The sequence below is a fragment of the Candidatus Nomurabacteria bacterium genome (assembly GCA_020632075.1).
GTDB lineage: Bacteria > Patescibacteriota > Minisyncoccia > Phycocordibacterales > UBA918 > OLB19.
Window position 1 is genome coordinate 455,085 of record JACKGH010000001.1, and the last position, 26,584, is coordinate 481,668.

Consider the following 26,584-nt stretch of genomic DNA (forward strand, 5'->3'; position numbering starts at 1 on the left):
TTCCAGAAAATCAATCGAGCTCATTATCCAACCGCCACCGAGCGAACTCGATAGCGTTTTTGAGGACTTGTATTCGAGCCAGTGGTGGCGAAGGGATCAGATCATTACGCTCAAGAGGTTCAGACTTATCAGACCAGGCGATAACCGAACCCCTTTGCATTCGATACACCCGACAAAACTCTTCTACGGTGAAGATGTGTAGCTCCAACAACATGTTCCAGTACTCGGTAAAGTACTTCCGGTTGATAACAAGTCCTGGTGTTGTAATGAATTCCTCAAGCTGGTTGAGCCATTTTTCTCGCAACGCACGCATTTCTGCAGCGCAAGCTTCCAGATACTCAGGATACCTTCCTGACGCAGATATTATCTTTACTCGACCATCTGATTCAGTACCCATCATAACTTCTCCTAAGTGGATTGACGAAAAAACTACTATGTTGCATAGTACCTATATTGTATGGATAGTCAAGAACGACAGTGGCTCCTCGCGGAGAAATATAACGGCGAAAAAAGCAAAGCTTTTTTCGCCGACGTGAAGCGCCTCTTCCTCGGTGAGCCCCTTGCGTACCTTATTGGTCATGTGCCATTTCTTGGCAACACCATCTACCTCGATTCACGACCGCTCATTCCCCGCCCCGAAACTGAATACTGGACCGAGGAAGCGATCAATACTATCCGTGGCGGTGCTACCTTGCCGCTTGGTTTTGAGTCAAAGCCAGTCAAAGTCCTCGACCTCTGCGCTGGGAGTGGCTGTGTTGGTGTCTCTGTCGCAAAGGAGCTTCCAAACACTCTCGTTGATTTTGCCGAGCTCGATCGCGCACACCTCCCCACCATCGAGAAAAATCTCAAGGAGAATCAGGTGAGCAAAGACCGCTACCACATCTACCACTCAAGTCTGTTCTCAACAGTACCAGACACTTACGACTTCATCCTCAGCAATCCACCCTACATCGACCCAACCCTCGATCGTACCGAACCATCAGTTAAACAATACGAACCGTACCACGCGCTCTATGGCGGCGAAAAAGGACTTGAGATCATCATTATGATCATCACAGAAGCACCCAAGCATCTACGCCGCGGCGGTCAACTCTGGATCGAACACGAACCGGAACAATCACAAGCAATCAAAGACTTAGCAGAGAAACACGGCTTCAACTGCACTACCCACAAGGATCAGTTTGGTACGGAGCGCTACTCTATCTTGGTGTTACAATAATCATGATGAATCCTGATCTTAGTCAGTTTAGCGGTATGACCATGTCTATTGGCAGCATTGTTGAGCTTGCATTCTACTTGATCACCCTTGTATACATTATTTTCAGTGCCATTTTGTACTACCACTGGCGCGAGTACGGCACCGACATCAAAGTAACCACATACACTTTGACAGCTTTTTTCGCCACCACCATTCCGCTCATTATCATCATGGGAGTTCTCACTCTCATCATTAGCAATTGATAGTATGTTGTTTGAACGCATTGAACTCGAGAAGCATGAAGAGGTGCTCAAGGTAGTACGAAAGCACTGGTTTGTGATCGTGACGGAACTCTTCGGCACATTCCTCATGCTACTGTTTCCTTTCATGGTACTGGTCATCATTGCTCTCTTTCCAGATGAGCTAGTGACCTTTGATCTCAGTATTGAGCACTACACTGCCATCATCTCTTTCGGTATCGCAGCCTGGTCCGTCATCACTCTTATCGCAGCATTCACCACCTGGACCCATTACTACCTAGACCTCTGGATCATCACGGACCGGCGAATTATCTTGGTCGACCAGATCGGCTTCTTCAATCGAAATGTCAGTATCTTTCGCCTTGAACGCATGCAGGATATTGAATTCAAAGTCACCGGGATCATTCCAACTCTACTCAACTTCGGCACACTCAAAGCTCAGACTGCAGGCGCACATGAAAGTAACTTTGAGACCAAGGGGTTGCCGAACCCTCGGGAACTGCAAGCTACTATCCAAAAAGCAATGGACAACCGAATTGCAGAGCTCCACATTCGACCAGACGTTGCAGGATACTGATCCCACATGAAATCACTCGCCCTTCACGGCGAGTTTTCTTTTCCTATTGCACATAACCACTATCTCCCCTACAATCTTTTCCATGAGCGACAACAAACTATCTACCGATTCTTATAAGGGCGTCCGTGACTTCTACCCCGAAGACATGGCTATTCAGCGCTACATCTTCCAGACCTGGAGCAAGACCGCCGAAAGCTTCGGATTCGAGCGCTATGACGCCTCCATCCTCGAGCCATCAGCACTCTACAAAGCCAAGGGCGCGGAAAATGAAGAGATGGTAAACGAGCAAACCTACACCTTCATCGACCGCGGTGATCGCGAGGTAACCCTTCGCCCAGAGATGACACCGACCGTGGCTCGCATGGTGGCTGGACAGCGACACGAACTCACCTTCCCGCTCCGCTGGTACTCGATCCCCAATCTCTTCCGTTACGAACGCCCCCAGCGTGGCCGCTTGCGTGAACACTGGCAACTCAACTGCGATATGTTTGGCGCTGAGCATGCAGCAGCTGACGTAGAAATGATCGCATTGGCTCACAAAGTCTTAACTGACTTTGGAGCAACGCCAGACATGTTTGAAATCAAACTCAATAATAGACAAGTCTACAGCGAAACTCTTCTGCATTTAGCAAAATCAAATGACGAAGAAATTACCAATGTTCAAATTAATGCAGTGATTAGACATTCGGATAGAATAGGTAAAATTTCACCAGAAGAATTTACCCAAGGGCTGGTCGATATAGTTGGAGAAAAAGTCGCTTCAGCAATCGTAGATTTTATACACAACCAAGGTATTTCTGATCTACCTATTCCGTCTCGTGACAAACTCATCTCAGTCGCTGAAGGACTGAGTGAACTTGGAATTAAAAACGTGTCACTCGAACCAACTCTTGCGCGAGGTTTTGACTATTATACTGGCACGATCTTTGAGATCTTCGACACCTCAGACGAAAACAATCGTGCTCTCCTTGGCGGTGGTCGATACGACAACCTCACCGGCATGTTTGGAGGCGAAGCGATCCCAGGTATTGGCTTTGGCATGGGTGACGTAACCATGCGTGACTTCCTTGAAACGCATAAGTTGATCCCTGAATACATCCGCACGACGGCACCTCAAGTGATGGTGATACCAATGGAAACTGAACAAAATCTCTATGCTGAAGGTGTAGCAATGAAGATCCGCCAGGCCGGACACAAAGTAGCAACTGACATCGGTACCCGCAAGGTCGGCAAGAAGATCGGTAGTGCAAGTGACCGCGGCGTACAGTTTGTAATCGTGATCGGAGATGAGGAAATGCAGAACGGCAATTTAACTGTAAAAAATCTCCTCACCGGTGAAGAACAGTCTGGACGAATTGGTAAGCTCATGAATTTCTTAGACACGAAGTAAAATGCTAAAAAGCCGCCCACGGGCGGCTTTTTATCTAAGACTCAAACGGATGGCCGATGAAGCAGATTCTGCTCAATAGCCTCGATCCAAGTAGGAATGTCTGTGAACTGAATCGAAGCACCCCACTCGCATCCGACCGTCAGATCAGAAAGTAGATTCCCCCAGGCAGTATTCAAGTTCATGAATTTGCCGGGCGGGTGCGCTTTCAGATGCTCAACCAACGCTGGAAGGACCGATTGACCACGTCTCATAATCCACACTCTACCTTGCGAGCGACCATACCGAGATGTGTAGTTATGACAGTCATAGACCATGTCGTTCTCAAAGCGCTCAATGACTGCTTTTGTCTTTTCGTCCACAGTAGACCCCTTTTATAGAACAAGAAAAACGGATTACGTTCTGAATACTACTTATTTTTCATGACAGTGCAAGAGTATGGCTTGTGGTAAGATAGTATTCATGCGATACATCGTCTTTGACCTTGAAACCCAGAATATTTTCCAGGAAGTAAACTCAAACGACCCAACTGCGCTCGACATCTCGGTCGCAACGGTCTACGACAGCGAGGAAGACAAGTACACCACCGTCACCATCGATGAGATCGAACAACTCTGGCCGATCATCGAAAAAGCCGACGCGCTCGTAGGCTACAACTCCAACCACTTCGACATTCCACTTTTAAACAAATACTATCCGGGTGACCTCACCCAGATCAAGAGTATTGATCTCCTAGAAGACATCAAGCTTTCACTTGGTCGTCGCCTGCGACTCGACAGCGTCGCGCAGGCGACGGTCGGCGCCAAGAAAAGCGCGGATGGACTACAAGCAGTGCGCTGGTGGAAAGAAGGAAACATCAAAGATATCAAAAAGTACTGTGAGCAAGACGTAAGAGTAACCAAAGAAGTGTTTGAATACGCCCGCAAGAACGGTCATGTCCTCTTTAAGGACGGCGCTCGCAAGCGAGAGATACCACTCGACACTGCACACTGGGAAGAATGCGAAGAAGTCGCTATGACTCACTCACTACTATTTTAAAAAGCGCCCGTCATCCTGACGGGCGCTATCTTATTATTCTCCAGTCGGTTCGACGACAACCTGACAGTCGACGTGTCCACCACCGTACCTATCGAGGTCACGCTGCAGCCACGTATTGAACTGCTTCGACGCAACCAGTCGGGTAAGTTGGTGACCATTCTCATCCCAGGTTTCGTATCGGTAAAAGATCACTGAATCTGGAATAGTCTCCGCTCGAACCACGATCAGCTTACCAACCGCCGCGATCCAACGAGTTACCTCTTGACCATCCACCATCGCTGCATAGACCCGGATGGTACTATTTGGCGCCCCGTCGAGACTGGAACAGTAGAAAGTCTCTACCAGACGAGCATCTGGTACCGACCCTGTTTGCACTTTCGCGAAGGCACTAGACGTCGAAGCAAGCAGTAGAAAAAACAACAAAAGTGTACGCACAACATGTCTCCCTATTTGGAATGATGTGTGTTTAAATTAATACATCAGAAAATATTACTGTCAAGCAATGACTTTTAGGTGAAAAAATGCACGTACCAAACTAGTCCCGACAAGATCACCCCATACCATACAAACGGCCACAGTGTGTAGCGACGAATGAACTGCAAAAAGAAATGTATCACGATCAGTGCTGTTACATAGGCAATGACCGCACCAACAAACATCATAGCCCAATCAACCGCCCCTCCTTCTTTAAGAAGGTCGATAGACTTCTTAAGCCCCACCCCAAGTGTGATCGGGATCGCCAGTAAAAAAGAAAAACGAGTAGCTTCGTATCGAGACAATCCAAGCAACATACCACCAGCAATGGTCGATCCAGACCGCGACATGCCCGGCAATAGCGCTAAAGCCTGAAACAAACCGACTAGCAGACCATTTTTCACCGTAACTTCCCCATGACTTGGATTCAGATAGTATCGCCATTCAGCATACATAAAGAAAACGGAAGCCAAGAAGAGTACCGTCGCTACCACAAGCGGGGTCTGCAAGTAGGTCTCAACGATAGATTCAAGTAACAAGCCAATAATAACTGCCGGTATAGTGCCGATCACTAAGGCATATAGAAATGTTATATCCTTTTCGTTCACTGGCAATCGACCCAACTTTCGCAAAGCAACCTGGATCAAATTCCAAATGTCATTTTTAAAATAGGTGATCACCGCGGCAGTAGTAGCAAAATGCAAAATAGCTGTAAATGCGAGATCATGAGCATGATCGACCGCAAGCCAATCTTGGAACAGCACCAAGTGACCACTTGAAGAGACAGGTAAAAACTCAGTAATTCCTTGTACCAATCCAAGCACGATCGCATCCACCCATTCCATACAGCCAGAAGTATAGCACGTATATTCGTGTGCTATACTTTTTTCATAGTAATTATAAAGACTAGTTGAGTACGTATGGAACCATCAACCGATCAAACATCACCGGCAGTGCCGATCGCGATCATTTGCGGCTTTGCCATGATCGCAATCGCCATCTTCTTCACTAACAAAAACGACCAAGCCCCTGTTACAAACCAACAAACTGCTGAGCGACAAGCCGGCGTCGGTGAGGCGCGCCCAGTTGATAAGACTGATTACATTTTTGGTAATCCGAACGCACCGATCCTCATGGTTGAGTACTCTGACTATGACTGTCCGTTTTGTAAGCAGTACCACTACACCATGGGTCAGATCATGGACGAGTATGGTGTAACCGGTCAAGTAGCATGGGTATATCGCCAGTTCCCGCTGGGCGACCTACACCCAAACTCTCCTAAGATCTCAGAGGCTGCACTTTGTGTTGGCGACCTTGGTGGAAACGCAGCTTTCTGGAAGTTCTCTGATCTAGTATTCGAAGAGCGCGATATCGACGCACCAACTAACGTAACAAAGCTTCCTGAATACGCAGAAGCAGCAGGCGTCGATCGGACCAAGTATATTGAGTGTGTCCAAAGTGGCCGCATGGAAGAGAAGGTACTTCAGAGCATTGAGGACGGATACAACTCCGGAGCTCGTGGCACACCGTACACAGTACTGATCGCTGGCAATCAACAAGCCGTGATCAGTGGCGCACAGCCGTACGATACCCTTAAGGGAGTAGTACAGAACCTGATCGACCAACTCGAAGGTACATTCGACCCAAGCACAGCACAACAATCTGGAGAAGTGCCAACTACTGCAAATGGCGTTCCGATCTTGGAGTAGGCTACAACAAAAAACAGACGGCGCCCCTTTGGGCGCCGTCTGTTTTTCTTTCCTTACTATAGCAACTGCACCAAATGGCAATACTCACTCTCTTTCTCATCGCATGGCGTAGTCAGAAATGCACCACTCGCGATTTCTTTGGCAGCTGTAATAATCTCTTGCTTCAACGCTTCCACTTCTTCATCCGTGATCACAAACGATTCTTCATGGATCTGCCCTTTTGCGTCAGCTCGCACAAACGATAACGCTCCCTCCCGACAGCGATATCGCTCATCATCATAGAGTTCAAGGAGCAGCGCATAAAATACCAGCTGGCGCTTATATCCGCCATCAGATGACTTTGTCTTCCCTTCAATATCATTACGTGTCTTTGGCTTACCGGTCTTGTAGTCGACCACGCGCGCCACTGAACCATCTTCATTCAGATCAAGTCGGTCGAGCTTACCAGTTAGTGGTATTTCTGGCAGATCAGCGTCACCAGTCTCAAGCACCACCTTGATCGAAAATTCTTCCTTGGTGGATTTTGGTAGGCCGGCTGCCAGGTGTTCACTATAGAGCGTTATCTCTTCGATACCTTGCTCCAATAGCCGCGAGAATTCTTCAGTACTCAAGGGCAGCCGGCCAAGCTCCTGCTCCAGTTTTTTCTTGATCCAGGTTGTGGTCGGCAATTTCTCCTCGCTCGTATGCACACGAGTCATATACTCCAGCGTATTATGGACTGCCGTACCATACTGCATGTGCGCCGGCTGTGTTTCAGGAATACGTAAGACATTGCGGTACAGATAATCCCACGGACTACGCAGATAGTTGTTAAGTGACGTCGCAGAAAAACCACGCTCGACGAGCACCTGTTTTAAAAGTGCTGGATCGATCGCAATGGCTTTGGTCGCTGCAGTCAACGAGGCAATTGGATCAAACTTCTCCTCCTCAATCTTAGTTGACTCACTAACCACAAACTGCTCATCCACGTCATCAAGCAGTCGAGCCGGAATGAGTTCGCGACCGTCAGCGTTCACCTCTGAAGTAGACACATGCAGCTGTCGCTTCGCACGAGTCATCGCTACGTATAGAAGCCGACGTTCATCTTCAATAAACTCGTGCTTTTCAACTTCATGCGCCATAAGCGGTAGGTCAAAGTATGTTTTCTTCCCGGTGCCACTCCAACTAGAGTCGATCAAATGCGGCACCAAGACCACTTCAAACTCAAGTCCCTTAGACTTATGTGCTGTCATCACTTGCACGGACTCAGTAGCTGTCGAAATGTACGGAGCATTAAGCGGCAAGCCGTATGCTTCACGAGTCGTAAAAATGTCTCCGACTGCTCGTAAGTCTCCAATACCATCACGTAATACCTGCTCTTCAATCTCATCATACAGACGACGCACCACGCGGGTTCCTTCAAATGGATCATGTGCAATGAGGTGATCAAGGAACCCACTTGCTTGTAGTAAATACTCCAGCACCCGATGCGGCGCCTCATGCACCTCGCGCGCACGAGCTTCACTCACCACCTCAGCTACTCGTAGAAACGAAGCTGGATCACTCACTTTGAGTCGCTCGAGCTCAGCTTCACTACTTATGAGACTCCAGAGTGTTTTATCGTATGATCTTGCATTCAATACCTTCAGCAGATCATTTACGTCAATCCCCCAGTACGCTCCGTGGAGTACAGTAAAAAGGGCAACTTCGCTTTTATCAGTCACCACCACATTAATCAGCGAACGCACTGCTTGTGTTACCGGATGCCGAAGGACATCACCGTCAGCTGAGGCAGTTACCGGAATTGCAGCCTTACGCAGCAAGGCTGCAAACTGTTCTACTTCTCGGTTGGAACGAACAATGATCGCGATCTCGCTCGCTGCAATACCATCTATGAGCAGTGACTGTACCTTTGATACCACCCACGCGTCTTCTACTGCCTGATGTGAGAATGAGCGCCTGGTCAGCACTGCTTGATCGACAGCCTTTGCCTCAAGCGGCACACGCAGATCCTTGAGCGGACCTTCATCTACTCGCACCAAACTGTGTGCAGCATCGAGGATCGTCTGTCCAGACCGGTAGTTCTCAGTAAGAGATATCACTTTGGTCCCCTTGAACTTCTCAGTGAAGTATAAAAAGTTTTCGAGTGATGCACCCTGAAAACGATAGATCGCCTGCTTCTCATCTCCCACCGCAAAAATGTTCGGTGCATCATGAAACGATGCGAGCAGTTCGAGGATCTTGTTCTGAGAACCATTCACGTCTTGGTGTTCATCAGCCAAAATGTACAAGTAACGCTCTTGAAGATCACGAAGCATGTCTTCATTCTGCTCGAGCGCTTGGACTGTCTCCACGATCATGTCTTCGAAGTCGTAGAGATTCCGATCGTTCAAGAGTGCTTCATACTGCCGATACACATAAATGAGCTCGCGATTCTTTGCGACATTCTTTTCTAGCTTGGTGTACTCACCACGCACCTTACCTTTGTGCGCCCCTTTGGTGTGATATCGCTCCACTTCCCCAAGTGCTTGCTCTTGCTGATCGACGATCACTACCAACGCGTCTGGGGTAATATACTCCTGCTTAAGCTGACCAATGATGCGCTGCAGATGCGTCACATAGTACGCAGGATTGCCAGCTGGACGCAGTTGCTTTACGTTGCCGTCATTAACAATCGACTCAATAAGATCGATCTTTTCGAGGTCAGTGGCAGGGCAGCCGCCTATCACACGGTCGTAGGCATCGGGGTACTCAGAGATCAGGCGCTGCGCGAAGCCATGGAAGGTAAAGATCGGCACTTGATAGGCGGTGGCCCCGATATATTTCCGCAACCGCTGTCGCATTGCCTTCGCACCCGATTCGGTGAATGTAAGTGCCAAGACACCGTCAGCATGCACATCAGTCAGGCGCAAGATGTTTGCGATTCGCAAGGTAAGGATCTGTGTCTTGCCTGTACCAGGACCCGCCACGACCATGACTGGCCCTTCGATCGAATCTACCGCTTCTTTCTGTGCGGCGTTTAAGGAAGCGTACGCTTCCTTAAACGCCGCCTCCCCAACTCTCTCCTTATCTGTACTCATGCCTCACAGTATATCAAATCAACCATTGTTGACTCTTTATAAAAACCCTTGCAAAATAGCACTTTCGGTCGTATAGTAGCGCTCTGTTTCAAAATTAAGAAGAAACGATTTTATGTTAACTATTGGCACCACACTCGCCATCTTCCTGATGCTTGGTATCTCAAGCCTCGGACTTTTTCTCGCAAAACGACTCAACCTACCACACACTGTACTACTGGTACTCATTGGTATCGGACTCGGCTTTTTAGCCATGACCGACACTTTTTCATTTTTAGGTGAATTCCAACTCACTCCCGAGCTCCTCTTCTTCCTGCTTCTTCCTACTCTCATCTTCGAGTCAGCCTACAACATGAGTATCCGTAAGCTCGTCGCAGACGGTGCTGCAGTATTCTCTCTTGCTATCGGCAGTTTCCTTATATCGACGGCGATCATCACCGGACTTCTTCATGTGTTACTCCTCCTTATCGGCATCGATATCCCACTCAGCATCACCTTACTCTTTGGCGCCCTGATTTCTGCTACCGACCCAGTTGCCGTGCTTGCCCTATTCAAAGAATACGGAGTACCACGCAGGCTCTCACTTATTTTTGAAGGCGAAAGTCTTTTCAATGACGCAACAGCAGTAGCAGTCTTCCTCATCACCCTTGAAGCTCTCAATCACGGTGGGCTCTCAGTCGTTACTTCGATCACCGGCTTTCTGACTTTCAGTTCTATGCTGGTGTTTGGAGTCATCTTTGGTCTCTTGATCGGAGGACTTTTCACCTACCTGGTGGGAGCAGCGCGTGAAAGTGAGACCGCCAGCATCACCCTTACCATCGTGCTTGCCCACATCACCTTCATTTTGGCTGAAGTCATATCACACATTGAATGGTTCGGTACATTTTCACTTCACATTTCACCGATCATCAGTACCACGATCGCCTCACTCATCATGGGTAATTATGCTCGCACCAAGCTCAACCCACACGCCGAGTCATTCGTCACTGGTCTCTGGGAGCAATTTGCCTTCATGGCGAACTCCCTTGTCTTTATCTTGATCGGTCTCCTCATGGTAGAAGTGCCGCTCTTTGAACCACAAGTATTCTGGGCAATTCTCATCACCATCTTAGTCGTCGCAGTTGCTCGCGCACTATCGATCTACCCAGTGATGTCTTTCTACAACCTCTTCCAGAGCAAAGCGCGCACAATCCCCAAGAACTGGCAACATCTCATGGCTTGGGGCTCACTCCGTGGTGCACTTGCAGTCACTATGGTATTGCTTATCCCTGAAGACCTCTCGGTACCAGGCTGGAATCTAGAACTCTCACCACGCGATTTCCTCCTCGCGATCACTATTGGCTGTATTGCAGCCACCCTCTTTATAAAGGCTACTACGATCAAGACTTTGGTGCGTCGCTTTAAGCTAGACAAGCTCACTGCCGTCGAAGAGATCGAGTACCAGGAAGCACAAGCGATCATCCATCACCAGGTGAACGATCGGTTAGCAATGTATGAAAAGCGCGGATACATCGACGAGGCCATCGCTCACGAACTTCGCGAGAAGCATCAAGCAGCCTTCCATCGCGCCTGTGAACAAGCGTGTGCACTCTCTCAAGAACGTCGTAACGACCTCGCTTTCCGCGTACTACGCATTTACGCCATCGGTATCGAAAAGCGACACCTCAAGTTGCTCTACGACCATAACGAAGTGACCGAGTCTGTCTTCCGTCGTATTCAAGGCAAGCTCCGCTTGCAGCTGGAGGCGATCGAGAACGGCAATCTATCGCCAGACGTGACCATTCACGCCGACGAACGCGATGTATTTGAACGTCTCTTCCACACCATTAAAAAGATGCTCCACCGCGAAGAGAATATCCGCTCATTTGAGCATCGCTACATGTATTACCGCGCGCAAGCGATCATTTCTCGCAAGGTACTGAAGGAACTGACCCAACTAGAAAAGGTCTCCGATACCATCTTTACTTCCGAAGCAGTGACGCACGTAAACGATCTTTACACTTCATTCAAAGAAAATTCACAACGTAAGCTGCAAGAACTAAGCGCACAAAACGCAAACACTGCACGCACCCTCGCCGAATCGCTCGCCAAACACGGGGTCCATACCATTGAAGAGACGGTACTTGACGATATTTACCGCAAAGAGCTGATCACTCCAAAGCTGTACATCCTTCTTAAGGAAGAACTACGTGAAGCGAGCAAGTAGTGTACACCCCCGTTTTTTGGGTGTATGATATTTGTATATGCAGGTAAAAGATATCGTAAAACCTGCGGTGATCATTGCTGAGACAGACACGTTTGAAGATGCCCTCAAAGCAATGAACACCCAACATACAAACACGCTTTTGGTCACTGACGAAAACGGTGAGCTCGTTGGTGAAGTAACCGTTGCCGACCTCCTCGACGCAGTCGTTCCGGACACACTCGACGGCAGTGCGGTCATGGATCATTTTTCAACCGATGACGCATTCATCGCTTCAATTGATGTAGCGCGTGATCTCCCTGTATCAGAATTCATGTCACTCGACTACTCGCCGCTCACCCTCAAAGACAATCTCATGTCTATCGTTGCCACCGCGATCGCGCACGAGCGTGCTCGCATTCCTGTTGTTGATGACGAAAACCACCCGATCGGTATTATCTCTCGACAGGGACTCAAGCAGATCCTTGCGAAGTTCATGGATGAGTAGTGCCAAACAACCCAGTCATGTTCGAGATAACTGTGTTTTCTAGTGTTGTATACGGCCTAGCGCTGTGTACTGTCTACTACCTAGTAGTCTCTGCAATCAAAAAGCAGCTCGTACGAATTCACTTTCGTACAGCTTTTTTCTATATCACACTCTTTTGTCTCTTCGGGATCGCGGGAGAAGTCTTTGTAAACAATATATGGGAACACATCTTTGGCTGGCCTCTATGGGAGTACCGACTGTTCCCTGCTCACGGCGGTGATATCAGTTACTTCTTTCCACTTATCTGGGGCATGCTCGGTTTTTACAAATACATCAATGACACTGCGTTTCACCGCTTCCCGCCCGATCAGCACCTCAAGCCAGCTGTGATCATGGGTGCCGAGGCGATTCTTCTCGAACTCGTCTACAACGGCTTATTCCTTCTTCTTTTTGATGAATACATCTTTTACTATCTCCCCGCCAACATGGGGCCGCTTTCGCACCTATCTTGCTGGCAAGTGATTCCATTTTATTTCGTCGTCGGCTTCTTCACGAGCGAGTTGATTCACGGACAACAAAAAGCCGGATACCACAACCGTGTCTTGCTCCGCATTGCATTCTACTGGATGGTGATTGGAGCCTTGATACTCTTTAGTAAAACCGGCCGGCGGCCTTCGGGGCCGGCCGGTTTTACGTCATCTATTTCAAATCCTAATACGACTTCAGTCGTCGCGCCTTCTCGTGCTGGCGGATTTTCTCGAGCGCTTTCGCTTCGATCTGTCGGATACGCTCACGAGTCACCCCAAACTCTTTACCAACCTCTTCAAGCGTATGATACGTCCCATCGAGGAGTCCATGTCGCATCTCAAGAATCTTTCGTTCTTTCTCTGAAAGTGTATCGAGGATCTCAGTGATCTGGTCAGTGAGAATGCTATGCGCCACTTCCTGATCTGGTGACGTGATCTTATCATCAGAAATAAAGTCTGAGAGACGTGAGCGATCATCATCATCACCCACCGGCAGTTCGAGTGAAATAGTATCCTGTGAGATCTTTTCGATCTGATACACCTTTTCTACCTCTACCTGCATTTCAGTTGCAATTTCTTCGGGCATCGGGTCGCGACCAAGGTCTTGTGCCAAGCGGCGAGACACCTGCTTGTACTTCGCCATGGTTTCCACCATATGAACCGGAATACGAATCGTACGTGACTGGTCAGCGAGTGCACGTGTGATCGCCTGGCGAATCCACCAGGTCGCATAGGTAGAGAACTTAAATCCCTTCGTGAAATCGAACTTGTCTACCGCCTTGAAGAGACCGAGGTTTCCTTCCTGGATCAAGTCAAGCAAGGTAAGGTCAGGTGAACGACCAACATACTTCTTCGCGATCGATACCACGAGACGAAGGTTTGCTCGTGCAAGGAGGTTACGTGCCTCATCGTCACCTTCCACAATACGCTTTGCGAGCACGCGCTCTTCGTGCGCATTAAGCAGTGGGTACTGACCGATCTCCCGCAGATACATCTGGATTGAATCGTATCCACTATCGCTACGCTTGAAAGCATTCTTTTGCGCCAAGACTTCAGTACTTGGATCTTCACCAAGCATGCCGCCGCTCTGGAGCACATCAATACCAGCGATACTAAAACGTTCGTAGAGCGTATCTAGAAAATCTACATCCTTCTCGATCTCCGGAAACGCGCGCAAAAGCTCATCGTAGGTTACATACCCACGTTCTTTTCCAAGCTGCATTAGTTCTGCAGATTTCGCCTCGAGCAACTTTTCACTCTTAGTCAGCTTCTTTGGTGCAACCTTCTTTACGGCCTTTTTAACAACCTTCTTTACGGCCTTTTTAACAACCTTCTTTACCACTTTCTTTGCTGGCGCTTTTTTCGCAGCAGAAGCAGCCGCTTTCTTGGCGACTTTTTTCACAACTTTCTTTACTACCTTCTTTGCTGCAACTTTCTTTGCAACGGTTTTTTTGGCCACAGCTGTTTTCTTTGTAGCTTTTTTCGGGGCCGATTTTTTTGGTTTTGTCACGGTTTTTTTCACCGCTTTTTTCGCAACTTTTTTTGTGGCTTTTTTGGCAGCCATAATGTTCCTCACTATACAGAAATAGTTAAAAAAGTCTAGTCCCTAATCTTAAGGAAACTGTCTGATTCATACGCCGGCTCCCGTCGTTTTGTTTCACAAACTTTTATCTCATTAAGTAGCTCCGCCACACGATTGTCATTCTGTGCATCTTCTGCAGCTTGCAGTTCCTGTCGCAATTCAGCCAATCGTTTCTTGATCGCATACGTTTTAAACTGATTAAGCTTTGCGACTATCTCTTCAAGGACGGCATGCTCAGGTAAGCTAGCAAAATGCTGCTCGATCATAAAGATCACCCCCGCAATATCGGCGTCAGTCGGGTCAGCCAGAGTGGTCAGCTCACTGATCAACTTCATTTCTGGTTCAACTTTACTAGAAATAGCTGCGTCAATAACCTGCAGTGCGGCCGACAGATACACGAACGACTTCTGCGCCGTGTCCACCTGCACCACCACCTCAGGCCGAGCAGTTCGTTCCCTTTGCTCGGACTCTACTGACGTCTGTTCTCTCGAACTCGACTGCTCACGAAGTCGATCAAGCTCAAACCGGATCGCGTCAGCTGTCGTACCGATCGCTTCGGCTACCTTACCGACAAAGTGCTCCTGATCGATCCGATTAGGTAGCAGCAAGATAAATGGCAACACCTCATCGCGTGCCTTTAGCTTGAATGATCGATCATCCTCGATCTCCCGTCGTAGTACATGCAGTAAAAATTCGATCACATGCACTGACTTCCCGATCACCTGCTTAAACTGCGCCGGATCCTTTTGAATCATATCAGCCGGATCTTCGCCGAGTGGTAACTCTGCTACTTTTACATCAAGTCCGCGACCGAGCATAACCGATGCACTTTTTTTCATGGCATTAATGCCGGCGCGATCAGCATCGAGCGCAAGCACGACTCGATCAGAGAGTCGCTCCAGGAGCTGTACATGATGGAGCGTGAGTGCTGTACCAGACACCGCTACTGTATTACCGTAGCCGGCCTGATGGCACATCACCACATCAAACTGCCCTTCAACGATCAGTGAGAAATTGAGCTTGCGGATACTCTCCTTTGCTTTGTCGTAGCCAAATAGTAGATCAGACTTTTTATAGAGTAGTGTCTCTGGTGAGTTTACGTACTTCGGTGCTTTATCATCAGGATGCAGAATGCGTCCTGAAAAGGCAACGATTTTACCACTTGGCTCTGCCATCGGAAACATCACCCGATCACGAAAGACGTCAAATGGTTCTTTCCCGCCTTCGGTAGTCTTGATGAGTCCAGCCTTGAGAATCTCGTCTTTCGTAAAGCCTTTTGCTTCGAGCTGCTCTTTCACGTGTCGCCAGCCGTGCTTAGGCGGGCCGGGCGCGTAGCCGATCCGCCACTTTGCAATGGTCTGCGGAGTCACTCCGCGGCGCTTGAGATATGCTGCTGCTTCTGATTCTTGATCAAGCCACTCCGCATAAAACACTGTCGCCGCCTCAAGCGCCGCGTACAACCGCTCTCGCTCACTGCGCTTTTTTGGATCTTCAGGCACCAGCTCTACTCCTGCCTTGTCGGCCAAGATCTTCAGCGCTTCTTTGAAATCAACTCCTTCCATCGCCTGCACAAAGCTGAACATATCGCCGCCCTGCGAGGTAGAAAAACAGTAGTACATCCCACGGTCAGGTGAGACGTAAAACGACGGCGTCTTCTCAGAAGAAAACGGTGACTTACCTTTAAAGTTCTTTCCTGCTTTGTGTAGCTCAACGTACGGCGTGATAACGTCCAGAATACTGAGTTTGTCTTTGATCTGCTGCACCGCATCGCTCATAGTGGCTGTAGTATACCGGAGTTCATGACTGATCGCGACTACATTGACTTATGACACAATAGTGCTACAGTTTTAAAAATTCAACTGGAGTTTCTTCTCATGAATCCAGACCCTGTTCTTGTAAAACCATTCACAACACAGTACACGCATTTCAAACCCGGGGATATGCTTCTCACTTTTAATGTTCGCGGCTGGCAAAAACCACTAGATCAACACTGGACCAACCCTCTCGACTTCTCTCAGGTCCAAGACCTACGACCAGGTGATAAGGTGTGGATCCGCTACTTAAGGACCGATGACATAGTCCATGGCTTCATCTTGGTTTCGATCGCAGGCACCACCGTAATCCCCGGCGGACTCGAAATCAGGTACGCCACCGGCGGTGAGCGCGGTAGCTTCATCGCCCACGACAGCGATCCAAAATCATGGCCACACGAGCTGACAAGCGAGAATGCTGTGTATGCCTGGACACACGGCAAACGCTTGGCTCGGCATATTTCGTAGCATACCCCAGTCCCGACAAGAGTCGGGACTTTTTTGTTGACAAGCCCTTTGAAGACGCTATAGTACGAGCAGTTCGTTTTATACTTCCTGGAGACAGAGATCACACTGGAGTCTCATAATAATCTCTCTCCAGATAATCTTTGATGCTAGAGAAGCATCGTTAGAAAAACCCGCTCCAGCGGGCTTTATCTTTTTACTTACGCATCAAATGCAAGGACTCCCTTCTCTGAAACCAAGATCTCGCTGAGAGCTTGCCGCTTGGCTGGTGTCATCTTGGCCTTGATATAGACAGTCCGCTCACTTGCAGATGTTCGAGATCGTCGAATATGTACCACCTGCACACCACATTCATCGAAGATGTCGAGAATATCATCTTCTGCAGCATCGGTATTTTTGATCGTTACGCGCACCTCAAGGAATTCATGCAAACGATCGAGCCAGCGCTCAAATGGCGGCAAAAGCCACAGCACCGCCATCGCTAGTAGCGTCACAGCAGTCACCAATGGATACTCACCAGCTCCCGCCGCCATACCGAGCGACGCAACGAGCCAGATGGTAGCAGCTGTAGTGATACCGCCAATAGTTGCACCGTCTTTGATGATCACACCCGCACCAAGGAAACCAACACCGGTCACAATTGCAGCAGCGATTCGGCCGGTTTCTTTTTGTGGATCACCAATGATCTGCGCCATGATCATAAAGAGTGCAGAACCAACTGCGATAAGGATCATCGTGCGAAACCCAGCACTCTTATCACGATACTCTCGTTCGATACCAATAAGCCCACCCACAAGCGCAGCTACGAGCACCGGTACAAAGTACTTGGAAAGTTCAATAAACATCTCCGTCATTACCACTGATTCTAGCATGACCGAAAAAACAAAGTTTTACACAGGTGTTGATTTTGCGGGTTTGGCCGGCGGAAGCTTCGCTTCCGCCGGCGAAACTTGATTTTTACAATTTTTTGTGTTATTATATAAACAACTGCACATTACAGGAGATTCAAGCAGTGGATACGATTCAGAGTCTTACGATCGGAGTAACGGGTGTATTGTTCACCCTCTCGCTCCTCATCCTGATCACCGGAGCAGCAGCCATCTATCATCTACCCAAGGCGACGGTTCCGATCCGCACCATTGAGGTTGCGATCCTCTTCGGCGCAACGATCTATGGGTTTTACTGGCTGTCGGTCAAAGACCCATATTTCGACTACGATACGTACACGATCAACCTCTGCATCTGGCACGCTGTGGTACTGGTTGTACTCCAACCACTGCTGGTGCGCTATCTGAACAGACAAAATCAATCCTAGAGCTAGTTGGCAAGCTCCCCCACCCTACACACATGGACGTGTGTGGGGTGTTTTTAAATGCGAAAGAAAAGGCCGGGCGCGAAGCGCCCGGCCTTTTCTTTTTGCTAGATCACTTAGTCGCGACCTGCTTGTAGTTCTTTGATCATCTCATGCTTCTTTGATCCTTCGAAGCCTGATCCCGCTGGGATAAGTTTACCGATGATCACGTTTTCCATGAGACCAGCGAGATTGTCACTACTTCCCTTCACAGCTGCGTTGATGAGAACGCGAGTCGTGTTCTGGAATGATGCAGCTGAGAGGAAACTCTTACGTGAGAGTGAGGTTTCGGTGATACCGAGGATGAGTCGATCACCCTTCGCGATCTCTTTACCTTCTGCCTTCAGCTTCTCGTTTTCTTCCTGCATGATCCACTCCTCTACCACTTCACCATTAGTGAATCGGCTTTCGCCGCGGCTTGTCACCTTCATGCGTGACATCATCTGCTTCACAATAAGCTCGATGTGCTTACGTGCGATGGTTACACCCTGGAGTTCGTAGATCTTGTTTACTTCAGAAATGATGTAGTCCTGAGTTACTTCCTGTCCACCAAACTTGAAGAGTTCAGGGAGAAGTGCAGAACCATCAGTGAGGAGCTGTCCAGCGACGACATCGTCACCCTTAGAGACAGCTACCACACGACGGAAGTGAACTTCGTATTCGTTGTTATCCTTCTTCTTTGGCGCACCTGGTGCAGTCATATCTGGCGCTACGACGATCACCTTCTCGCGACCTTCGGTACGGATCTCCTTCACGACACCAGAGTACTTACAGATCACCGCTGGGATCTTTGGCTGACGCTTTTCAAAGACTTCCTCCACACGAGGGAGACCTTGGGTCACGTCTCCACCAGCTGACGCAGCACCTCCGGCGTGCTTGGTGTTCATAGTAAGCTGTGTACCTGGCTCACCGATCGCTTGCGCTGCCACTGTACCGACTGCTTCACCAATATCAACGAGATCGTTGGTAGTGAGGTCGATACCGTAACACTGCTGACAAACTCCGCGGAGTGTCTTACAGGTCATTGGTGAACGCACCACCACTGATTCACAAGTTGATTCTTCCACCGCGATCGCATCGCGACGTGAGAGCAAATGACCCTTCTTAAAGATCACATTACCCTTCGTGTCGACCGCGTCTTCAGCGAGGATACGTCCCTTGATCGCCTTCGCGAATGAAATCTCGATACCAGACGCTGAGATACGGTTGATAGTGGTACCAGCCTTAGTCTTACAATTTGCCTCAGTCACGATCGCATCTTGTGCTACAACGAAGAGACGACGAGTCAGGTATCCAGCCTTTGCAGTCTGGAGCGCCGTGTCGGCGAGACCCTTACGTGAACCGTGAGTCGTGTTGAAGTACTCGATCGGTGACAGTCCTTCCTTCATAGATGAGATAACCGGAGTTTCGAGTGTCTCACCACGAGTGTTCACGATCAGACCCTTCATACCCGCCATCTGTGCGATCTGGCCGAGTGAACCTCGAGCACCAGACTTCCACATTTCGTAAGCAGAACCGTCTTCAGAAAGTGTCTCTGGTAGCGCCTTTTCGATCTCGGTCTTCGCGCGGTGCCAGATCTCGACGATCATACGACGGCGCTCGTCGCGTGAAAGCAAACCTTCTTCGTAGTGCTCGATAACTTCACGCTCCTCGTCTCGCGCTCCAGCAACGATCGCTGCCTTCGCTTCTGGTACGACCACTTCGTCGATACCCCAGGTAGTTCCTGAGACAGTCGCGTAGCGGAAACCAAACTTCTTAAGACGGTCAACGATCGGTGGCACTGCTTCAGCACCACGATCATCAATAATATCGATGATGATCTGGAAGAGTGTCTTCTGTACGATCACATCGTTGATGAAGTCATGATCACTTGGCAGTACTGAGTTGAAGAGAAGTCGTCCGACAGTAGTTTCAAACAGCTGTCCATCAAACTGAGCGTACTTTGGAGTGTCGGTTGCAAGCACCTTTACCTTCGCGCGGAAGTCGATCACTCCGTAGTCGTACGCGTTGATCGCGTCGTTTGGTGACGAGAAGTACTTACCTTCTCCTTGTGCACCTTCAACTACCTTAGTCATCCAGTACGCACCAAGCGCCATATCAAGCAGCTTTTCAGACACCACTGGTTCTGAAGATCCTGGCTTGAGGATGTTGTGGTTTGCAGAAATGATCTCTTTTGCTTCCATCTGTGCCTCTTCTGAGAGTGGTACGTGAACCGCCATCTGGTCACCGTCGAAGTCCGCGTTAAACGCGCGACAAACGAGTGGGTGTACCTGAATCGCGTTACCCTCGATCAGTACCGGACGGAATGCCTGAATACCCTGACGATGGAGTGTTGGCGCACGGTTCAACATCACGTGCTTACCTTTAATAATATCTTCGAGAATTGCCCATACTTCTGGCACCCCGTCTTCAATGAGACGACCAGCACCACGAATGTTGTAGGCAAGTTCTTGCTTCAAAAGCTCTGCGATCACAAACGGACGGAAAAGCTCGAGTGCCATATGCTTCGGCAGACCACACTGGTCGAGCGCGAGCTCAGGACCGATCACAATCACTGAACGTCCTGAGTAGTCCACTCGCTTACCGAGCAAGTTCTGACGGAAGTAGCCCTGCTTTGACTTAAGGTAGTCAGAGAGAGACTTCAGTGGACGACGCTGTGCGGCACTCATGACTGAGTACGCACCACCTCCATGACGGATTGAGTTGTCGATGAGTGCGTCGACTGCCTCCTGCATGATTCGCTTTTCGTTGCGAAGGATCACGTCTGGAGCCTGGATGTCGATCAGCTTCTTGAGACGGTTGTTACGGTTGATCACGCGACGGTATAGGTCGTTGAGGTCTGAAGACGCGTGACGTCCACCTTCAAGTGCCACCATCGGACGGATTGCCGGTGGTACCACTGGGATACGAGTCAGGAAGAGCCATTCAGGACGTACTCCGGCGTGGAGCATACCGCGAATGAGTGCGAGACGCTTATCGAGCTTTGCTCGTTCCATTGCACCAGCCTTAGTGTAGCGATCTTCGAGTTCGTCAACCAGCTTCGCAAGATCGATCTCCTTGAAAAGGTCGTAGATCGCTTCCGCACCAATACGTGCTTCAAAGAGGGTTGAGTACTTGATCGAGAACTTGTGGAAACTTGCTTCATCAAGTACCACACCCTGCTGAATACTGTCGACCTCCTTTTTCACTTCATCCATGCGTGACTTGAGTGCTTCACGTGCTTCATCGTTGGTGAGCGACTTGAGCTTGGTCTTGAATTCAGTATCGAGCTCAGACAGGATACGTGCCCGATCAGCTTCGCTCACCTTGGTCACGATATAACCTGCAAAGTAGATCACTTTCTCTACTGATGAGGCAGTGATACCAAGGATCATCGCGATGCGACTTGGCACACCACGAAGGAACCATATGTGAGACACTGGCACACAAAGGTCGATGTGGCCCATGCGTTCACGACGTACAATTGCGCGAGTAACCTCTACTCCACACTTTTCACAAGTAATACCCTTGTAGCGGATACCACGGTACTTCTTACAACTACATTCGTAGTCTTCAACTGGACCGAAGATACGTTCATCGAAAAGACCGTGCTTCTCTGGACGCTGAGTTCGGTAGTTGATGGTTTCTGGCTTGGTCACCTCACCCCAAGACCAGTCGAGGATCTGTTCAGGTGACGCCAGCTTCAGGCTCACGCCTGTGTAGTTGGTTGGCACGGGTGCAGGCTTCTTGAAATCAGTTTTCTGGAATGTTGATTCGTTAGACATAGGCGCAAGCATTAAGCGTTCTCATAATTACGTCGGGTATCTTCTTTCTCAAGATGCACATCGAGTGCGAGACCACGCAGCTGATTGAGAAGGACGTTGAAGGCTGCTGGGGTGTGTGGGTGTGAGATCTGCTCGCCTCGTACGATCGCATCGAAGGCTGCAGAGCGACCAACAATGTCGTCAGACTTGATCGTAAGCATCTCTCGGAGTGTGTAGGCTGCACCATACCCAAGGAGCGCCCACACTTCCATTTCTCCAAAGCGCTGTCCACCGATCTGTGCCTTACCACCAAGCGGCTGCTGGGTAATAAGAGAGTATGGACCAATCGAACGCATGTGGATCTTGTCTTCCACCATGTGGTGCAGCTTCAAGATGTACATGTATCCAACCGCAGTCTTCTGTGCGAATTCCTCACCAGTGAGACCATCGCGGAGTTGGATCTTTCCGTCTTCTGGAAGGCCAGCCTCTACAAGCTGCTTCTTCACGTCGTCTTCGTTTGCTCCTGCAAACGGTGGCACGATCGCCTGGAAGCCGAGGGTATTGGCTGCCATACCGAGGTGAATCTCAAGGATCTGACCAAGGTTCATACGTGACGGCACACCAAGTGGTGTCAGGAGAATATCTACTGGATCACCGTTTTCATCGTACGGCATATCTTCTTCTGGAAGAATACGTGAGATAACACCCTTGTTACCGTGACGACCAGCAAGCTTGTCACCCACTGAAACGTTACGTACCTGGGCTACCGTAATAAGGATCTTCTTGATCACACCACTTTCGAGCTGATCACCATTTTCACGTGAGAAAATCTTTACGCCGATCACACGACCACGCTTCCCGGCTTCGAGTCGGAGTGAAGTATCCTTCACATCCTTCGCCTTTTCACCGAAGATCGAACGAAGGAGTCGCTCTTCTGGAGTGAGTTGGGTTTCGCCCTTCGGGGTCACCTTACCAACGAGAATGTCGCCTGGGCGCACCTCTGCACCAATGCGGATCACACCGGTTTCGTCGAGGTTGCGGAGCTTCATTTCAGATACGTTTGGAATATCTGGAGTGGTTACTTCTGGGCCAAGCTTGGTGTCTCGTACCGCCACTTCAAGTTCGTCGAGGTGGATGGTTGAGAATTTTGCCTGCTTTACAAGACGCTCAGAAATGATGATCGCGTCTTCGTAGTTTGCTCCGTTCCAACTCATAAACGCAATACGTGCGTTCTGACCTACGGCGATCTGACCGTTGTCAGTCGCGGTGGTGTCGGCGAGGAGATCACCACGCTTCACCTTCTGTCCAAGCGATACCGCTGGACGATGTGCAAACGCTGAGAAGTCGTTGGTCCGCTGCAACTGAGTGAGTGGATATTCATCCTTCTTACCCTTGTTATTCTTCACCACGATCATACGAGCGTCAACTTCGATCACTTCACCTGGTTCACGAGCATAGAGCACACGACCAATGTCTCGTGCTGCTACACCTTCTACACCAGTCGCGACGATCGGTGCTTCTTGCACCACACACGGAGTTGACTGCTTCTGCATGTTTGATCCCATGAGCGTACGGTTCGCGTCGTCGTGGTTGAGGAATGGAATCATTGAGGTCGCCACGGAGAATGGCTGGTTGGTTGCGATATCGATGTAGTCGATGTCATCGCGTGAGACGATACGTGGCTCTCCCTTGTAGCGAGCTTCCACAAATTCATTCTTGATCTTGCCCTTATCATCTACTTCCACCGCTGCGTGTGCAATGGTGTGACCTTCTTCTTCATGCGCGTTCATGTAGGTGATCTCATCAGTGAGCTTACCCTTCTTCACCGCCATGTATGGTGTCTCGATGATACCAAAGCGGTTAACGCGAGAGTACATTGAGAGACGAAGAATAAGACCAATGTTTGGACCTTCCGGGGTGTGGATCGGACAGAGACGTCCGTAGTGACTCGGGTGTACGTCACGTACTTCAAAGCCAGCGCGCTCACGAGTGAGACCGCCTGGACCAAGCGCTGAAAGGGTGCGGAGGTGTTCTACCTCAGCGAGGATGTTCTGCTGCTGTGAGAATTGTGACAACTGGTTGGTTGTGAAGAATTCCTTGATCGCAGCCTGGAGTGGACGTGGGTTGATGATCTGCATCGGCAAAGATGTCTCTGCTTCGATGGTAGACATACGGTCTTGGATGTTTCGCTTCATGCGAGTCATACCGACACGCACGCGCTGCTGGAGCATTTCACCGAAGTATCGCACACGACGGAAACCGAGGTGGTCGATGTCATCTGGTAGTGCTGACGCATCGTGATTAGATTCGATGATCTGCTTCAAGATAAGCTGCATGTCATCGATCGTGACTGAACGCTGTGCAGTTGCCTTGGCGTCAGTTGGAAGACCAAAACGACCATTGAAGTGATGACGACCGATCTCTGACAGGTCGTATCGCTCAGTTGAGAAAATAGAATCCACGAACTCACGAGCGTTTTCTACTGTTGCGAGGTCACCGTCACGAAGACGCTTGTAGATCTCGATATACGCTTCGTCAGTAGTCTTCGCTGGATCTTTTTCAAGAGTTGCCTTGATGTATTCTTCACCACGCTCGACCTTGCTCATGAGCTTGATCATTTCAGCATCCTTTTCGAGTCCAAGCACACGAAGCAGTGAAGTGATCGGGAACTTCTTCTTGCGGTCGATCTTTACATAGATCACACCATCAGCTTCAGATTCGATCTCCACCCACGCACCACGCGCTGGGATGATCTTCGCACCGAAGTAGGTCTTTCCCTTAGATTCATTAGTAGTGAAGAAAATACCGTAACTACGCGCAAGCTGTGGCACGATCACTCGCTCCACACCATTGATGATGAAGGTACCGTTGTCGGTCATCACTGGGATGTCCGTCATGAAGATCTCTTGGTCCTTTTCAGAATCAAACGTCTTGTTCTTTAGTACAACTGTTGCACGAAGCGGCGCCTCGTAGGTGCGCTTATTTTCCTTCGCAAACTCTGGTGAGTACTTTGGCGCACCCACTTCGTACTTCTTAAACTGTAATTCAAACTTCTTCTCTGAGTAGTCAGCGATCGGAGAAAACTCCTTAAAGATCTCCTTGAGTGCAGTCTCTACAAACCAGGTGTATGACTCACGCTGTGGCTCAATGAGGTCAGGTAACGGGATACGTGGCGCAGCCGCTTTTTCGAAGCGTCGCTGTGGCCAGTGTCCGATTGACTGATCCTTTACATCAGTTTTACTCATAACTAATCGTTACGGTTATAAAAATAGGTTTTGAGAAATGTGCAGCAAAAAATCACGCTCGCGCGCTTTTTCTTTCTCGTACATTCTCTACCCGATGAATAAAAACATCACAATTGTGATTGATGGTCACTGTGTGGAGTTTTTTGTTGAAACATCCTCTGAACAACAAAAAACGCTACAAGGTACCTAATTTACCCCCGCGCAAAGTAATCTCTCTTCCACAACTCACCCGAGATCGCAATACTGCGTTTGTGGACAAGATTATACAGTAGCCCCCAAAATATGCAAGCATATTTTGGGGGCTCTGTACATCAAGTACTGGGTGTTACTTCAAAATCCGGAAATGACCAATGTATGGCAACTCTTTCTCTTGTCCTTGATACGCGTTGTACGCGCCGTAAATCACAAGCGCTAATAGAGCCAAGCCGAGTAATTGGTACACAAAAAGACCAATGTCACTCAACATGACCAGAAACATACTATGCACAAACGTCACCGCTACCCCGGCAATGAGCAAGATCAGTTGCTGATTGGCATGGAAGCGCACGTACGGCACATTTTTTGTTTTATCATCTAGAAGTGGTAGGAAAAAGAGAAATGGCAGAATGTAGCCAAGTATTGCAAATGTGCGGTACTCAGAGACATCACTCATCACCTTCTCTTCCGTCTGTGCCTGGGTTGATTCTGCGGTCGGTTCTGTTGTTGGATTGGTCGGTTCAGTCTGAGGTTCTGTACCTTGTGGCATTTGCTCATTGTTATTTTGTGGTTCCATAATGATATGTATTACCCTTGTTACTTAAAATAGTATCACAAGATGCTATTTTTGTTGTCGTCTTTTTTCTATCTCCTTATGATCTCCGCTCAGAAAGACCTCGGGTACTTTGAGTTTCTTTTTCTTATACTCGATCACCTCCGGGCGAGTATATGTCTCCCCCGTTGTCGCACGATCGTCTTCGAGCGAATCTATCTCACCCAGCACGCCTGGTATGTGCCGTGAAGTCGCATCGATGATCGCAAGCGCCGGCAATTCGCCGCCGGTGAGAATGTAGTCACCCACACTCACCTCTTCAGCATTCAGTGCCGTTTTTACCCGCGCATCGATCCCTTCGTAGCGACCACTAATAAGCACGAGGTGGTCGTATTTTTTGGCGTAGTATTTCGCGCGGGCCTGGCTGAAAGCCTGCCCGCGCGGCGACATGATCAAGGTTTTCACTTTCTTATGATCCTTCTTGCGACCAACCGCCTTCTCCCAAGCCTTTATGATTGGCTCGGCTTTCATGACCATACCCGGCCCGCCACCATATGGCTTGTCGTCGACCTTGCGATGTTTATCCTTAGTGAAGTCGCGTGGATTGTAGTATTTCACTTCTATCTTCTTGCCGCGATGCTTCGCCCCCTTCCCCTTCTCGGTCTTTTGCGCACGCCCAAGCACACTCGCGCTCGTGTACGCTTCACAGACTTCAGGGAATAATGTAACAACATGGAATTGCAT

At 49.1% G+C, this 26,584-nt stretch carries 22 protein-coding genes; 10 read left to right on the forward strand and 12 right to left on the reverse strand.

Annotated elements, in window-relative coordinates:
• Positions 1-10: 10 nt before the first annotated feature.
• Positions 11-400, reverse strand: coding sequence for a hypothetical protein (locus tag H6786_02290; GenBank protein ID MCB9816203.1), 390 nt, complete (start codon positions 398-400; stop codon positions 11-13).
• A gap of 57 nt (positions 401-457) precedes the next feature.
• Here H6786_02290 and H6786_02295 point away from each other — a divergent pair, with 57 nt between their 5' ends.
• The 4 genes from H6786_02295 to H6786_02310 all read left to right on the forward strand — a co-directional run bounded on the left by H6786_02295 (position 458) and on the right by H6786_02310 (position 3,425).
• Complete coding sequence (locus H6786_02295; protein ID MCB9816204.1) at positions 458-1,219, forward strand: peptide chain release factor N(5)-glutamine methyltransferase; 762 nt, start codon at positions 458-460, stop codon at positions 1,217-1,219.
• Positions 1,220-1,221: 2 nt separating this feature from the next.
• Entirely contained in the window at positions 1,222-1,461 is a 240-nt protein-coding gene (locus H6786_02300; GenBank protein MCB9816205.1) for a hypothetical protein, read from the forward strand.
• A 4-nt stretch (positions 1,462-1,465) separates the two neighbouring features.
• The gene (locus H6786_02305; protein MCB9816206.1) at positions 1,466-2,035 is read left to right on the forward strand and encodes a PH domain-containing protein; all 570 of its coding nucleotides are present in this window, start codon (positions 1,466-1,468) and stop codon (positions 2,033-2,035) included.
• Between the two features lie 82 nt (positions 2,036-2,117).
• Positions 2,118-3,425, forward strand: coding sequence for a histidine--tRNA ligase (locus tag H6786_02310; protein ID MCB9816207.1), 1,308 nt, complete (start codon positions 2,118-2,120; stop codon positions 3,423-3,425).
• 41 nt (positions 3,426-3,466) lie between these two features.
• Here the strand turns inward: H6786_02310 and H6786_02315 are convergent, their stop codons facing one another.
• The gene (locus H6786_02315; GenBank protein ID MCB9816208.1) at positions 3,467-3,676 is read right to left on the reverse strand and encodes a hypothetical protein; all 210 of its coding nucleotides are present in this window, start codon (positions 3,674-3,676) and stop codon (positions 3,467-3,469) included.
• Positions 3,677-3,884: 208 nt separating this feature from the next.
• On the opposite strand from H6786_02315, the gene H6786_02320 reads away from it, so the two are divergent.
• On the forward strand, positions 3,885-4,460 hold the full coding sequence (locus H6786_02320; GenBank protein ID MCB9816209.1) for a ribonuclease H-like domain-containing protein: 576 nt from the start codon (positions 3,885-3,887) through the stop codon (positions 4,458-4,460).
• A gap of 33 nt (positions 4,461-4,493) precedes the next feature.
• Here the strand turns inward: H6786_02320 and H6786_02325 are convergent, their stop codons facing one another.
• Positions 4,494-4,895, reverse strand: a complete 402-nt coding sequence (locus H6786_02325) for a hypothetical protein (GenBank protein ID MCB9816210.1) — start codon at positions 4,893-4,895, stop codon at positions 4,494-4,496.
• Positions 4,896-4,969: 74 nt separating this feature from the next.
• Positions 4,970-5,779: an undecaprenyl-diphosphatase UppP gene (gene uppP / locus H6786_02330; GenBank protein MCB9816211.1), complete on the reverse strand. Its 810-nt coding sequence runs from the start codon at positions 5,777-5,779 to the stop codon at positions 4,970-4,972.
• Positions 5,780-5,854: 75 nt separating this feature from the next.
• On the opposite strand from uppP, the gene H6786_02335 reads away from it, so the two are divergent.
• Positions 5,855-6,643 carry a thioredoxin domain-containing protein gene (locus tag H6786_02335; GenBank protein MCB9816212.1) on the forward strand — a complete coding sequence of 263 codons (789 nt, stop codon included), beginning with the start codon at positions 5,855-5,857 and terminating at the stop codon, positions 6,641-6,643.
• Positions 6,644-6,699: 56 nt separating this feature from the next.
• Here the strand turns inward: H6786_02335 and H6786_02340 are convergent, their stop codons facing one another.
• The gene (locus H6786_02340) at positions 6,700-9,702 is read right to left on the reverse strand and encodes an ATP-dependent helicase (protein ID MCB9816213.1); all 3,003 of its coding nucleotides are present in this window, start codon (positions 9,700-9,702) and stop codon (positions 6,700-6,702) included.
• A gap of 112 nt (positions 9,703-9,814) precedes the next feature.
• On the opposite strand from H6786_02340, the gene H6786_02345 reads away from it, so the two are divergent.
• Both H6786_02345 and H6786_02350 read left to right on the forward strand, forming a co-directional pair.
• The gene (locus tag H6786_02345; protein ID MCB9816214.1) at positions 9,815-11,905 is read left to right on the forward strand and encodes a sodium:proton antiporter; all 2,091 of its coding nucleotides are present in this window, start codon (positions 9,815-9,817) and stop codon (positions 11,903-11,905) included.
• A gap of 37 nt (positions 11,906-11,942) precedes the next feature.
• Positions 11,943-12,389 (forward strand): CBS domain-containing protein, encoded by a 447-nt coding sequence (locus H6786_02350; GenBank protein ID MCB9816215.1) that lies wholly within the window; start codon positions 11,943-11,945, stop codon positions 12,387-12,389.
• A gap of 690 nt (positions 12,390-13,079) precedes the next feature.
• Here the strand turns inward: H6786_02350 and H6786_02355 are convergent.
• The gene (locus H6786_02355; protein ID MCB9816216.1) at positions 13,080-14,459 is read right to left on the reverse strand and encodes a sigma-70 family RNA polymerase sigma factor; all 1,380 of its coding nucleotides are present in this window, start codon (positions 14,457-14,459) and stop codon (positions 13,080-13,082) included.
• A gap of 35 nt (positions 14,460-14,494) precedes the next feature.
• The gene (dnaG, locus tag H6786_02360) at positions 14,495-16,252 is read right to left on the reverse strand and encodes a DNA primase (protein MCB9816217.1); all 1,758 of its coding nucleotides are present in this window, start codon (positions 16,250-16,252) and stop codon (positions 14,495-14,497) included.
• 99 nt (positions 16,253-16,351) lie between these two features.
• On the opposite strand from dnaG, the gene H6786_02365 reads away from it, so the two are divergent.
• Positions 16,352-16,756 (forward strand): hypothetical protein, encoded by a 405-nt coding sequence (locus tag H6786_02365; GenBank protein MCB9816218.1) that lies wholly within the window; start codon positions 16,352-16,354, stop codon positions 16,754-16,756.
• 197 nt (positions 16,757-16,953) lie between these two features.
• Here the strand turns inward: H6786_02365 and H6786_02370 are convergent, their stop codons facing one another.
• Positions 16,954-17,598, reverse strand: coding sequence for an MgtC/SapB family protein (locus H6786_02370; GenBank protein MCB9816219.1), 645 nt, complete (start codon positions 17,596-17,598; stop codon positions 16,954-16,956).
• Between the two features lie 167 nt (positions 17,599-17,765).
• Between H6786_02370 and H6786_02375 the strand changes: the two genes are divergently transcribed.
• Positions 17,766-18,068 (forward strand): hypothetical protein, encoded by a 303-nt coding sequence (locus tag H6786_02375; GenBank protein MCB9816220.1) that lies wholly within the window; start codon positions 17,766-17,768, stop codon positions 18,066-18,068.
• Positions 18,069-18,181: 113 nt separating this feature from the next.
• On the opposite strand, the gene rpoC is transcribed toward H6786_02375, so the two are convergent.
• From rpoC to trmD, 4 genes are all read right to left on the reverse strand, one after another.
• Positions 18,182-21,868, reverse strand: a complete 3,687-nt coding sequence (gene rpoC / locus H6786_02380; GenBank protein MCB9816221.1) for a DNA-directed RNA polymerase subunit beta' — start codon at positions 21,866-21,868, stop codon at positions 18,182-18,184.
• A gap of 11 nt (positions 21,869-21,879) precedes the next feature.
• Entirely contained in the window at positions 21,880-25,092 is a 3,213-nt protein-coding gene (locus H6786_02385; GenBank protein MCB9816222.1) for a DNA-directed RNA polymerase subunit beta, read from the reverse strand.
• Between the two features lie 325 nt (positions 25,093-25,417).
• Positions 25,418-25,864, reverse strand: coding sequence for a DUF4870 domain-containing protein (locus H6786_02390; GenBank protein MCB9816223.1), 447 nt, complete (start codon positions 25,862-25,864; stop codon positions 25,418-25,420).
• 45 nt (positions 25,865-25,909) lie between these two features.
• The gene (gene trmD, locus H6786_02395) at positions 25,910-26,584 is read right to left on the reverse strand and encodes a tRNA (guanosine(37)-N1)-methyltransferase TrmD (protein ID MCB9816224.1); all 675 of its coding nucleotides are present in this window, start codon (positions 26,582-26,584) and stop codon (positions 25,910-25,912) included.

Bases quoted from the DNA above. Each gene is read 5' to 3' on its own strand.
- H6786_02290 (MCB9816203.1), bottom strand. From the start codon at position 400: ATGATGGGTACTGAATCAGATGGTCGAGTAAAGATAATATCTGCGTCA.
- H6786_02295 (MCB9816204.1), top strand. From the start codon at position 458: ATGGATAGTCAAGAACGACAGTGGCTCCTCGCGGAGAAATATAACGGC.
- H6786_02300 (MCB9816205.1), top strand. From the start codon at position 1,222: ATGATGAATCCTGATCTTAGTCAGTTTAGCGGTATGACCATGTCTATT.
- H6786_02305 (MCB9816206.1), top strand. From the start codon at position 1,466: ATGTTGTTTGAACGCATTGAACTCGAGAAGCATGAAGAGGTGCTCAAG.
- H6786_02310 (MCB9816207.1), top strand. From the start codon at position 2,118: ATGAGCGACAACAAACTATCTACCGATTCTTATAAGGGCGTCCGTGAC.
- H6786_02315 (MCB9816208.1), bottom strand. From the start codon at position 3,676: ATGAGACGTGGTCAATCGGTCCTTCCAGCGTTGGTTGAGCATCTGAAA.
- H6786_02320 (MCB9816209.1), top strand. From the start codon at position 3,885: ATGCGATACATCGTCTTTGACCTTGAAACCCAGAATATTTTCCAGGAA.
- uppP (MCB9816211.1), bottom strand. From the start codon at position 5,779: ATGGAATGGGTGGATGCGATCGTGCTTGGATTGGTACAAGGAATTACT.
- H6786_02335 (MCB9816212.1), top strand. From the start codon at position 5,855: ATGGAACCATCAACCGATCAAACATCACCGGCAGTGCCGATCGCGATC.
- H6786_02340 (MCB9816213.1), bottom strand. From the start codon at position 9,702: ATGAGTACAGATAAGGAGAGAGTTGGGGAGGCGGCGTTTAAGGAAGCG.
- H6786_02345 (MCB9816214.1), top strand. From the start codon at position 9,815: ATGTTAACTATTGGCACCACACTCGCCATCTTCCTGATGCTTGGTATC.
- H6786_02350 (MCB9816215.1), top strand. From the start codon at position 11,943: ATGCAGGTAAAAGATATCGTAAAACCTGCGGTGATCATTGCTGAGACA.
- H6786_02355 (MCB9816216.1), bottom strand. From the start codon at position 14,459: ATGGCTGCCAAAAAAGCCACAAAAAAAGTTGCGAAAAAAGCGGTGAAA.
- dnaG (MCB9816217.1), bottom strand. From the start codon at position 16,252: ATGAGCGATGCGGTGCAGCAGATCAAAGACAAACTCAGTATTCTGGAC.
- H6786_02365 (MCB9816218.1), top strand. From the start codon at position 16,352: ATGAATCCAGACCCTGTTCTTGTAAAACCATTCACAACACAGTACACG.
- H6786_02370 (MCB9816219.1), bottom strand. From the start codon at position 17,598: ATGTTTATTGAACTTTCCAAGTACTTTGTACCGGTGCTCGTAGCTGCG.
- rpoC (MCB9816221.1), bottom strand. From the start codon at position 21,868: ATGTCTAACGAATCAACATTCCAGAAAACTGATTTCAAGAAGCCTGCA.
- H6786_02385 (MCB9816222.1), bottom strand. From the start codon at position 25,092: ATGAGTAAAACTGATGTAAAGGATCAGTCAATCGGACACTGGCCACAG.
- H6786_02390 (MCB9816223.1), bottom strand. From the start codon at position 25,864: ATGGAACCACAAAATAACAATGAGCAAATGCCACAAGGTACAGAACCT.
- trmD (MCB9816224.1), bottom strand. From the start codon at position 26,584: ATGCAATTCCATGTTGTTACATTATTCCCTGAAGTCTGTGAAGCGTAC.